Origin of the sequence: Aureispira anguillae (assembly GCF_026000115.1) — a bacterium.
GTDB lineage: Bacteria > Bacteroidota > Bacteroidia > Chitinophagales > Saprospiraceae > Aureispira > Aureispira anguillae.
Genome location: NZ_AP026867.1, coordinates 6,364,331 through 6,375,564 on the forward strand (window position 1 = coordinate 6,364,331; position 11,234 = coordinate 6,375,564).

At 37.0% G+C, this 11,234-nt stretch carries 9 protein-coding genes; 5 read left to right on the forward strand and 4 right to left on the reverse strand.

Annotated features, from left to right (window positions below; translation table 11 throughout):
• Positions 1-122 precede the first annotated feature (122 nt).
• From AsAng_RS24890 to AsAng_RS24900, 3 genes are read left to right on the forward strand one after another with little or no spacing between them, the layout of a single operon-like run.
• Entirely contained in the window at positions 123-1,475 is a 1,353-nt protein-coding gene (locus AsAng_RS24890; protein ID WP_264789838.1) for a DUF58 domain-containing protein, read from the forward strand.
• A 13-nt stretch (positions 1,476-1,488) separates the two neighbouring features.
• Positions 1,489-3,804, forward strand: coding sequence for an ATP-binding protein (locus AsAng_RS24895; RefSeq protein ID WP_264789840.1), 2,316 nt, complete (start codon positions 1,489-1,491; stop codon positions 3,802-3,804).
• Entirely contained in the window at positions 3,794-4,687 is an 894-nt protein-coding gene (locus AsAng_RS24900) for a response regulator (RefSeq protein WP_264789841.1), read from the forward strand. Before AsAng_RS24895 ends, AsAng_RS24900 begins: the two co-directional genes overlap by 11 nt.
• 79 nt (positions 4,688-4,766) lie before the next feature.
• On the opposite strand, the gene AsAng_RS24905 is transcribed toward AsAng_RS24900, so the two are convergent.
• Entirely contained in the window at positions 4,767-6,227 is a 1,461-nt protein-coding gene (locus tag AsAng_RS24905; protein WP_264789842.1) for a T9SS type A sorting domain-containing protein, read from the reverse strand.
• Between the two features lie 22 nt (positions 6,228-6,249).
• Positions 6,250-8,103: a tail fiber domain-containing protein gene (locus AsAng_RS24910; RefSeq protein ID WP_264789843.1), complete on the reverse strand. Its 1,854-nt coding sequence runs from the start codon at positions 8,101-8,103 to the stop codon at positions 6,250-6,252.
• 236 nt (positions 8,104-8,339) lie between these two features.
• On the opposite strand from AsAng_RS24910, the gene AsAng_RS24915 reads away from it, so the two are divergent.
• Both AsAng_RS24915 and AsAng_RS24920 read left to right on the forward strand, forming a co-directional pair.
• Entirely contained in the window at positions 8,340-8,597 is a 258-nt protein-coding gene (locus AsAng_RS24915; RefSeq protein ID WP_264789844.1) for a hypothetical protein, read from the forward strand.
• A 251-nt stretch (positions 8,598-8,848) separates the two neighbouring features.
• Positions 8,849-9,874: a quinone oxidoreductase family protein gene (locus AsAng_RS24920; protein ID WP_264789845.1), complete on the forward strand. Its 1,026-nt coding sequence runs from the start codon at positions 8,849-8,851 to the stop codon at positions 9,872-9,874.
• Between the two features lie 30 nt (positions 9,875-9,904).
• On the opposite strand, the gene AsAng_RS24925 is transcribed toward AsAng_RS24920, so the two are convergent.
• Positions 9,905-10,222, reverse strand: coding sequence for a hypothetical protein (locus AsAng_RS24925; RefSeq protein ID WP_264789846.1), 318 nt, complete (start codon positions 10,220-10,222; stop codon positions 9,905-9,907).
• Between the two features lie 55 nt (positions 10,223-10,277).
• Positions 10,278-11,009 carry an RDD family protein gene (locus tag AsAng_RS24930; protein ID WP_264789847.1) on the reverse strand — a complete coding sequence of 244 codons (732 nt, stop codon included), beginning with the start codon at positions 11,007-11,009 and terminating at the stop codon, positions 10,278-10,280.
• Between the last annotated feature and the right edge of the window lie 225 nt (positions 11,010-11,234).

Sequence of the window (11,234 nt, forward strand, 5' to 3'; positions counted from 1 at the left end):
AACTTTTGTAATTATTAAATCATTAACCCATTTAATCTCATCTATATTTATAATTCCTAATCCTTTACGGTACAAAGGTGTATAAGATGGGCTCTTAACTGCTTGCTATCCCGATATCGTTTATGTGGAAAAAAATAATTCGTGTTTTTACGCTTCAAGATGTATTTCTAGGTGATCGTTTTTTTTGGTTATTTGGAGGGGTAACCGCTTTGTTTATTGCCAGTTTTCCTTTCCCTTTTCTTTTTGCAATAGCCAAAGCTACCTTAGTTGCTGCTATAGCTTTAGTTTTTGTCGATGCTTTTTTATTATTTAATAAGGGGGTACAGTTACCCTGTGAACGTGTTTTGCCTCGTCAATTATCATTGGGAGATGAAAATACCGTTTTACTAAAATTGCACAATCAATATGGTCTAAATTTAGGAATAACGATTATAGACGAATTGCCTGTGGAGTTTCAAAAACGTGATTTTGAAATCAAAGACGACTTAAAAGCGAATGAGCAGAAAACCTATCAATATAAACTAAGACCAACCATTCGTGGAGAATATACTTTTCACAATGTCAATCTTTATCTTCATACTACCTTAAGCATATTAGAACGGAGAATAAAACATCGAATTACACAGAAAATTCTGGTTTACCCATCTATTATGCAAATGAATCGATTTTCTTTAATGGCAATTGCTAGAATATCTACCATGCGTGGGGTCAAAAAAGTACGTCGATTAGGAGCTAGTTACGAATTTGCCCAAATTCGAAATTATGTAAAAGGGGATGATTATAGAAGTATCAATTGGAAAGCAACAAGTCGTAGAAATGATTTAATGATTAATCAATTTGAAGACGAAAGATCCCAGCAGATTTTTTCAGTCATTGATAAAGGGCGTTCTATGCAGATGCCTTTTAATGGAATGAGTTTGTTGGATTATGCAGTGAATACGAGCCTCGTTATTTCTAGTGTAGCGTTACAAAAACACGACAAGGCTGGTTTAATGACTTTTTCTGATAAAATTGGTGCAACAGTAAAAGCAGAGGAAGGCTCCAAACAACTCAATCTAATTATTGAGACCTTATACAAAGAACAACCTCGTAATTTTGAGGCAAATTATGAACTGTTGTATACAGCAACCAAACAATTTATAAGAAGGCGTAGTTTGATCTTTTTGTATACCAACTTTGAAAGTTATTCTGCAATGGCTCGTGTGCTACCACTTTTGAGGCGCATCAATATTGCGCATCTTCTGGTCGTGGTCTTTTTTGAAAATACCGAAATTGTAGATTATTCTAATCAAGAGGCGCACACCACAGAGGAAATTTATTACAAAACGATTGCTTCCAAATTTGTAGAAGAAAAGCATCGTATAGTCCAAGAGTTGCGTCAATATGGTATCCAAGCAATTTTAACTCGCCCAGAAGATCTTTCTGTGAATAGTATTAATAAATACTTAGAAATGAAATCAAGAGGAATGATTTAAGTCGCTATTGAATATGAATAGAACTGTCCTTTATTGTTTTTTAACGTTACTTTTGTTAGGAGCAGGTATGGAACCAACTACTGCTCAAACTTTAGAGTCTTGGTACCAGCGTTATCGCAAATTGCCCAATAATGACATTGCTTATTATGAGGAAAGAATCGGGCTGTTAGACAGTATCATAGGAAAGGAGATTCATCAAGAAGTAGAACTTGTCCTCCCCCTAATTGATACCTTAGCATTTTTACATCAACGTTTGGGCCATAAGGCAAGGTGTAATCACACTCGTTACAAGACAAAGGGGTTTATGTATGCCATTCGAGAGAATTACTTGGAAGCCTTAAATTATTATCAAAAATATAGTGAGAGTGAAACCTTTAGAAAAGAAAGTGTCGATGATGGGTATTTTCTGTTGGATGTAGGGAATCTATATTATGACCTAAAACTGTATAATTTAGCAAAGACTTATTATCAAGATGCTGAGCAAGTTTTTAAAAATAAAGAAAATTATAGGGGCTTAGGCACCATTAATTCTAATTATTGCTTGGTGGCTCAAGAATTAGGACAGATTGATAGTGCTTTGCACTATGTCCAGAAAGCGCTTTCTTTGCAAGAAAATATGGTAAAAGATTCTTTTCAAATTGCTTATACTTATCAGGTAATTGGACGCTTGTATAGCGAGCACAAACATAATTACCCTAAGGCTATTGCCAATTTCCAAAAGACGATTTCTTTATTGTCTAATGAGGATTTAAAAGAAGATTTTGGTTATAATCAATTTATTCGGTATTTACCTCAAACCTATATGCGTTTAGGGCAGGTTTATTATGCTTTGAATGAGGTAGATTCAGGTTATTTTTATCTCCATAAAGCACTAGAGAAAGTCAAAGCAATTCACCAAGATCATGTATTTATTTATATCGGTACGGAATCGGGCAAAACATGGCTAGAACAAGGACAATTAAAAGAAGCAGAAGATTTATTGTTGGCTACAGAAAAGCTGGCAGAAGCGAATGGTAATGATAAAGGCTTAGAGCGTTGTTATGCTTACTTGAAGCAAATTTATACTCAAAAAGAAGACTACAAAAAAGCAATTTACTATGCTGCTAAATATGAAGTGTCTAGAAACTTTTTCCAAGAGGAGGAAAAACGACTGTTCTTAATTAATGAGCAATTATTACAGCAAGAAAAAAATCAACGGATACTCAAGCAGGAACAAACAATTGTTGCAGAACAACGGCTGCGCATTCAATTGTATGGTATTTTGGTGCTTGTAGTTATTATCTTATTCTTGCTAATTGGCTTTTGGTGGAAATTGAGGAGGCAAAATAAAGAAATAGAGCGTTATGCCAAAAAGTTAGAAAACTCCAACAAAGTCAAGGAGATAATTCTTGCGGTTATTGGGCATGATCTGAGAACGCCTTTTAATGTAATTAGTACCAATGTTAGTTTGATATTGAGGAATCTAAATGATAAAAGAGCTGTTGCCTTAAATAAATCAATAGCGCAAGTTGATCTAGCTGCTAGAAAGGCTTATGTTATGATGGATGGCTTGATGCAGTGGGTGACCTTGAACAAAGAAGAAGTCAGCTTAAAAAAGAAAAAAAGAATTGTCCTAGATGTCTTGGTCAATAAGGTGTTAAATGAGTTGGATGCTTTAATAGAAGTGGGGGGACTTGTTGTTAAAAAGGAGGTTGATTTTATTCAGTTGAATACAGGAGCTAATTTATTGCAAATTGTTCTGCGTAACTTATTAACCAATGCAATTAAAAATACGCCCTTTAGCGGGGAGATCTGTATTCGTACACTTCTGAATAAAGAGGGCTGTTTGTTGCAAGTAGAGGATAGTGGTTTGGGAATACCTGAGGAGCAATTAGAACATTTATTTGCTTCCATCGATGTTATTCATGTTGCTCAAAAAGGAAGTGGCCTAGGGTTGAAAATAGTCAAAGAGTTATGCGATGAATTGTCGATTGAAATTAGGGCGTTTAACCGAGAGGGAGGAGGAGCAGTTTTTGAGTTGCAGATTCCTGATCGTGATATTTGTCGCTCAGAAATGGTAGCGCACAATGTTGATAATAACACTCCCTCAATAACTCAACAAAAATTAACAACGAACGAGAAACAATTTTTAAAGCCCTATATTACCCAATTGTTGGCACATGAGGTATTTGAAGGAACGGCGATTCGAGCAATTGTAGAAACGATTAAACAACAAAGCAGAAAAACAACTGTTATGACTTGGGTTACAGAACTAGAGCAGGTGGTTTTTCTTAACGATGAGCATACTTACAAGGAATTTTTGAAAGAAAGCGTTTCAGATGCAAAATAAAAATAGTTTTTTAGTAGACAAGGTATTACTGGTGGTTGATGATGACCCTGCCAATCGAATGACAATTGTTGATTTAATGCTTCAACAGATGCCTACAATGTCTGTTTTAGTGGCGAATCATGGGAAACAGGCCTTACAAATTATAGCGAAAAAACAAGTAGATGTTGTTTTGTTAGATTGGGAAATGCCCGTTTTAAATGGACTAGAAACACTTCAAGAAATTCAAAGAAATAATAATTGGAAGAACATCCCTGTTATTATGTATACGGGGGCAATGACCGCTTCCCGAAATTTAGAACAAGCATTAGAGCAGGGTGCTGTTGATTTTTTGAGAAAACCAGCAGATCCTATTGAGTTATTGGCTCGAATACAGTCCATTTTATATCAAAAACAACTAGAACAAGAGCGGATTGCTATAGAAAAAGAATTGCTAATTACTCAGCAGAATTTCCTTCAAAAAGAAGTCAAGATGATCCGACAAGAGCTGAACAGCAATTTGTTGTTATTGGCGCATAAAAATAAGGTCTTGTTAGAAATAAAGGAACGTTGTGAAACAGAAACAGAGAACCCTGCAATGTTAGTGCGTCATGTGGCTAGGCATATTGATAAGTTGATCGTGGAAGATAATTATTGGGAGGACTTTATGGATAAATTTAATAAAACAGACCCTCTATTTATTAAAAATCTATTGGCTCGAACCCCTAATCTATCTTCTAATGAAGTTCGTGTTTGTTCCTTAATACGTTTTGGAATGAACAATAAGGATATTATGAATATCATAAATATATCCATAGAGGGAATTAAAAAAAGTCGCTATAGAATTCGGAAAAAACTGAGTTTAGAAACAGGAACAAGTCTAGAAAAATACTTGATGAATTTGTAAAATAGGCTACCTAGTCCCAATAGGTAGCCTTGGAAAATTACACAAACATTAAGAATACTCTGCTACATTAAAAATGTAACTAAAGTGATTCTATAATTAATTTTTGATTAAAATAACGATCATCATCCAATGCTATATGGAGTAGGTAAATCCCACTTGGGAAACGATCCAAATTCAATAACTTGATATTTTTTTGAGCGCTGAGAATGGTGGTATATTCAAGTACCTTTTTTCCACTCGCATCCAACATAGAAACAACAGCCGCTTGACGGTCTACATTACGTAGTAAAATAGTGACTTCTTTGGATGTAGGGTTCGGGAAAACCGATAGATCAGCTTCCAGTGCCTTGCCTGCTACTGCCCTTATCTCAGAGTAACTAATCGTACCGTCAAAATCTACTTGGCGTAGTCGATAATAACTCATTCCTGTATAAGGATTTTCATCCGTTAGTTGATACAATGTTTGCTGAACAGTATTGCCTTGCCCTTCGACATAAGCAATGGTCTCAAATTCATTTTCAGGGGCTAACATTCGTTCAATATAAAAGCCTTCGTTATTAATTTCAGTAGCCGTTGCCCAGTCCAACTGAACGAGTATTGCATTGCTGCGTTTGGCATTAAAGGCGATTAATTCCACAGGCAAATCAATCTGCTGAGTCGCTATTCCAAAGGGCGAAAAACTACTAATGCCGCTAGCACTTAATTGATATTGCGTGCCACTTACCAAACTTGCTGTTCCAAAGCCTGAAGATTGATCCCAAGCCCCATTGGTATAATGGGCAATCCCTGCATTGCTGCGGATAAAATTGGGCAATTCTTGGCTGCTATTCCATTGCAATGTCATATTGACTAAAGAACCTCCTGTTGTGTTTTCTTCAATGAACCAAGTGTTGTTAACAACTCCTTCTGTAAATGCTAAACCGTTTGTTCCATTTTTTAATAGCTGATCAGCGACTCGAATGCTAAAGATATCGGTCAAACCTGTATTGTTAATACTTGCTAGGTTGTAAGAAGTATTGCCAATAGGGTAATGAACAGTAGATACCCCAACTTCTTGTGATAAGGTTCCTGTCCCATTTGTGATAATATAATGATTAGCATCATAACCTGTAATTGTTGCGCTGTTGGCTAAAGCTAGTTGGTAATTCCCTAGCTCAATATTGCCATTGTTATTTAAATCAACAGTTGTTGAAATACTTAAATTATTGGTGAGTAATAATCGGTTGTTATTATTCACACTCAAATTAGCAAGAGCTAAGGGAGCCGTGCTATTAATCGTTTGGTTGTTGTTGCCTTCAAAGCGTAACCAGCCCGTTCCCAGATAGGTAGTACTGCTGCCCGTTTGAGTCCAATTATCTTTTAAATAAATCGCACCATTATTATTAATCGTGCCGTTGTTTTCATTGGTTACGGCACCTTCAACATAAATCGCAGCGTTATTATCAAGAACTATATTTGCTCCATGATTGACTAAATCTCCTTGGGCTGAGACAAAACCCGACAAAGCAGTCAAAAGGGCAATTTTTATAAATTGCTTCATTTATTTCAGCTTTAAAGGTGAATTAGGGTTGTTTAGCAACTGTTTTGTCAGCGCTTAGGAGTGCTTTGATTTGAGCCACTTCCATTTTGAGCTGTCCAAGTTCTTGTTGCTGTGTTTTTAATTGAGCATTTTCAGCTTCCAATACCTCTATTCGCTTTAACAGAGCCTGAGTGGCTGAGATATTTAAAGTGGTTAAGGCATCATAGTCAACCACATGAAAATCATTGACAACACGCCCATAGACAAAGGCTTGGTCATAATTTAGTTTTTTGTTGATTTGAAAGCGTTTTTTTTCTACGGCTATAACAGCTACTGTTTCTACTCGTTCTTGATCATTCTCCGTTACCATCAATTCAATCAATGCTCCAACCTTAAGATCGGTTGCTAAATAAACCCATCCATCTTGTACGGCACTGTATTGATAAAGATCAGGAACAGCTCTAGCCGTATAGCTAATGGCTTGTGGATAGACTTCTTTTAGTTCCTGTGCGATTACTTTTTTTACCTCATTTGTGCCTTTGCCAATGGTATCAATGTATGTATAATCTGTTATGCGAATGGTTTTTAGTCGCTCCAAATCTGCAACAGGATTAGAAAGCCCTAATATTTTTTTGATGCGTTGGTCAGAGTGCGCAAAAAAGTTACCTCCTCCAATGTTATATTGAGCATTGATAGAGAATAAGTCTATAGGGTTAGTATGGGCATTCGAATGCGTACTCACTACTCCTACACTGTCGTATTCTCGTATATTACTGCCATAAATAGGGCGTACAGCACCTGTTTTGATTTCTAAAGTAGCAGATTTATACCCACCTAAATAAGCATTGCTCCAAGGAGTTCCCCCTAGGGTTAGTTTGCCATGAGAATAGTCTTGCATATTAATAGAACCATCGGGATTGCGTACGATAAAAGCTCCATTTCCAGTGATTTTTTGTAGGTCTCCTTGTGCATCAACATACAAAGGAGTAGAGCCACTACCTGCAAAGTCATTCAAGCGAATCGTGCCATTTTCTACAGCTAGTGCAGGGGCTGGAATAGGTACCGTATAAGTAAACACATACTCTATCCATACTCCTGTATGACCACAATATGCTGCTCCAAAACCACTTCCTCCAAAATCTTCTGCCGATAACGTCAACGTCGTTTGACCAGATACCGTACTTGTAACATCTGCTGCTGTAATAGTGGTAGGGTAAAATACACCACCATTGTTCGGATCACCACAACCATCTACTCCTGTAGGGGCTGTTAAATTAGAACCTATATTAGCGCCTTGCAAATTAGCAGAGATACTAGTGGGAAAACCAAAATTTCCATCTACATCACCTCCTAAATTAATTGCTAAACTTATACTAGAGGCATTATTAGCAATATCTGTAGGAATTCCCAAGATTGCTGCTCCTACTGTGCCGTCAGAAGCTCCTGTAAAAGACCCCGCAGATTCATAAACATAAGCTCGATAAACGGCATTAAAGGTGCCTGCGGTACCACCAGTTCCTCGCACATGTAGCTTTCCCATACTTGGAGTAGTGGTGCCAATTCCTACTCGTCCTGTATTGGCATTGTGCATATCATTACTATTGATGCTCCAATCGTTATCTATAACTCCTACAGCTTGCCAAGTACTACCATTGTAATAATAGAATCCACTTGTTCCATCGGTTTGAAAAATCAACAAGCCTGTAGCGGGACTACTAATGGCATTGCGTTGACTTTCGGTCATGCGTGGGGTCAATAATCCTTTGTCAGTAGATTTAACATCTAACATGGCTGAATTATCAGGGGACGAATTGTCGTTGTTAATCCCAACACCTCCTTGAGACCAGAGTTGTGAATGGATGAATAGGATTAAAAGGGGGAAGATAAAATTTTTCATTCTTGTATGTAATTTTTTGAACACAGAAATGTCTGTGTGTTATAATTGGCGCAAATGTAGGGGATGGCTTTGGGGAGTACAAAAATGATAGGTGGACAAAAGGTGGACAAGAGAAAAAAAAGATAAAACTAAACCATTCAACTATTTGATGGTTTTATAGTAATAGCTAAAAAATAGCACTAACTTAGTGAGTGATATTAAAAATGCTTCTTTCGTAATTCGATCATACCATTCAAATGGCAAAAAAAATAAAAGTGGCACCCAGCATTCAGGAGCAGATGGGCGGAGCTTGGAAAATAGAAATAAATGCTCAACCTTTTATTCCTGGAAAAGGGGGGAACATGCCAGCGTTGGGCTACGCTTGTGCGGTTTGTGCTAGCAAAGCCACTAAATTGCGTTTTGCAGAAAGCACAGAAGAGGAGGAAAGTACCTTGAAGTGGATGGAATTGCAATGCAAAGATTGCCAAAACTATAGTTTATATACTAAAAAATAACGTTCTTTGACAAATCGTGTGGAAATTTTAATTAACGGTTTTACTTATGCCGTTTGGGGATTAGATTTTAGAAATAAGATCGCTTTGCTTTTAGACTATATAGGCATGAATTACAGCCATATAGTCTAAAAGCGAAGCGATCTAACAACAACGTGGTCTAGGCTCTAATATCCCCAAATAGAATAATTTTACCTTACAATATAAATTAGTATCACACAATTTGCCAAAGAACCAAAATAAAAATAAAAAAAATGAAAGCTGTTGTCCTCACCAAATTTGGAAAAGCAGATACCGCTTTTGAAATTCAAGAGCGTCCAATTCCTACTCCTCAAGATCATGAAATCTGCATTAAGGCAGAAGCTTTTGGGTTAAATTTTGCCGATGTAATGGCTCGTCAGGGCTTGTATCAAGATTGCCCACCACTACCGACGGTCTTGGGCTATGAAGTAGTGGGACATATTCATGCTATTGGCAAAGCTGTGAAAGGTTTTGAAGTAGGGCAACGGGTTGTTTCTTTAACTCGTTTTGGAGGTTATGCAGAATATGCCGTTGCGGATGCTCGTGCCGCTGCTGTAATTCCTGATGATATGGATTACTGTGTAGCCGCAGCCATTGCAACACAGTATGCTACGGCTTATTATTGTGCCGCTTATACTACTCAGTTGCATGCTGGAGAACATGTCTTGATTCAGGCAGCAGCAGGAGGGGTAGGAACAGCCTTGGTGCAATTGGCAAAAAGCAAAGGGTGCATTGTTTATGGAACCGCAGGATCGGAGAAGAAACTGGACTATTTGCGCAGCTTGGGCGTAGATCATCCCATTAATTATAATACAACAGATTTTGCAGATTATATTGTTCAAAAATCAGGTAAAAATGCCATTGATGTTGCCTTCGATAGTTTGGGCGGTAGTGCTGTTAAGAAAGCTCGTAAACTGTTGGCTATAGGAACTGGTCGTATTATTTGTTATGGTGCAGCAAGTCGTTCTGGAAAAGCAAAGGGAATCTTAGGAGACCTAAAATTAGTATTTGGCTTTGGTTTTCTAGCATCTGTTGAATTATTGCTAAAATCTCAAGGGGTGACTGGGGTAAATATGTTGCGAGTAGCAGATAACCGTCCAGAGGCATTGAAGTATTGTATACAAGCTGTGGTTAAGTTGGTAGAGGATGGGACCTTAAACCCAACGATAGGAGGAAAATTCTCTGTTGATGAAATTGCCAAAGCGCACGACTTTTTAGGGGGGCGCAAATCAATTGGAAAAGTTGCCGTTCATTGGTAAAGATAAATAGCGTAGAGGTAGAGGAATTGCTTATAATTCCTCTATTTCTTGCTCAGAAAGCCCTGTAGATTGGCTAATTAAAGGAATAGAAATGCCTTTGTTTTTCAGTGTTTTTGCAATTTGAATTGCCTTGCTCTTTTCACCTTGTTTAATCCCTCGTTCAATTCCTTGTTCAATGCCTTCATCCTTAGAGGAATCAATGACATTTTTTAAATCTCTATAATGTTTTAGACTTTCTTGATATTGGTAGCGTTCTTTAGGTGAAAGCTCAACTAACTCATCATCATCCAAGAACTTATTGAAGCCAAAATCACTAAATTGGGGAATATATTTATCTTTCAGTGTCATTATTAAGCCATTAAATAGTTTGGAGTAACAACAAGTTACTTTTTGCACCCATGAATTAGCGGGTTAGCACGATATAATCGTTGATTAAGGTTCGTAAAAACTTGCTTCTATCTTTTGGAATTTTGTTGATGTCCAATTGCTGAGCAACATGCTGAGATAATTCATTGACTGCTTTTCGATGAGAAGGGTTCGGGTAACGGCGTTCACGCTCTAAGACTTTTTTGATAAACAGCATGTCCTTTTCGTTGAATTTTCGAATTTGGGGATAACTAGGATTGTAAGTATCTAGCGTAGATATTTTTAGAATATCATTTAGGGTGAAATTTCGTTGAGAAGTGGTGCGGATAACAGTAGTTCCAGAAAGCAAGCCCCCAAGCCGTTGACTCTTGGCAGAAGCATTGATTAATAAGGCTCCAACAGAACCCAAAGACATCCAAAAATCAACAAACCGAAACATCCAACGCATGAAATAATCGTGTGTTGTTGGAGCATCACCATTTAGTTTGACGACTTTTAGCCCCATTGAACGCTTGCCAATGGTTTGACCGTGCATAAAGATTTCGGAAGCTAACGTATAAAATAGAAAAACAGGAGCCAAAACTAGATAAATATAGACCAAAAAGTTATCCCAATTATCAATTGCCGAATTGCCAATAATGGACAAGAAGGTAATAATACCAGCCATAATTAAAGCATCGATAAAATAGGCTAAAAAACGATTGCCCAAACTAGCTAATTCATACTGGATGGTTACTTTTTGGGCGGTATTGATTTCTATTGTTTTCATCTTAGGATAAATCTAGGGCAAAAGGTTAGTAGATTTGAAATATACAAATAAAATATGATTAAAGGGAAATAAAAATTAGGGATTCTATTGAAAAAAAATAGAAACTTATTTATCTTGTAAGAAGTGTCTAACTTCTTTAGTTTAAAAATAAAGACCATTTCCATTGGTAATTTAGACAACAATAAAAAAACAAAAAAAATCCCAAAAGGCTATCAATAAAATTCA

Coding starts and splice junctions, on each gene's coding strand:
- AsAng_RS24915 (WP_264789844.1), top strand. CDS start 8,340: ATGGCAAAAAAAATAAAAGTGGCACCCAGCATTCAGGAGCAGATGGGC.
- AsAng_RS24930 (WP_264789847.1), bottom strand. CDS start 11,009: ATGAAAACAATAGAAATCAATACCGCCCAAAAAGTAACCATCCAGTAT.
- AsAng_RS24910 (WP_264789843.1), bottom strand. CDS start 8,103: ATGAAAAATTTTATCTTCCCCCTTTTAATCCTATTCATCCATTCACAA.
- AsAng_RS24925 (WP_264789846.1), bottom strand. CDS start 10,222: ATGACACTGAAAGATAAATATATTCCCCAATTTAGTGATTTTGGCTTC.
- AsAng_RS24890 (WP_264789838.1), top strand. CDS start 123: ATGTGGAAAAAAATAATTCGTGTTTTTACGCTTCAAGATGTATTTCTA.
- AsAng_RS24905 (WP_264789842.1), bottom strand. CDS start 6,227: ATGAAGCAATTTATAAAAATTGCCCTTTTGACTGCTTTGTCGGGTTTT.
- AsAng_RS24920 (WP_264789845.1), top strand. CDS start 8,849: ATGAAAGCTGTTGTCCTCACCAAATTTGGAAAAGCAGATACCGCTTTT.
- AsAng_RS24900 (WP_264789841.1), top strand. CDS start 3,794: ATGCAAAATAAAAATAGTTTTTTAGTAGACAAGGTATTACTGGTGGTT.
- AsAng_RS24895 (WP_264789840.1), top strand. CDS start 1,489: ATGAATAGAACTGTCCTTTATTGTTTTTTAACGTTACTTTTGTTAGGA.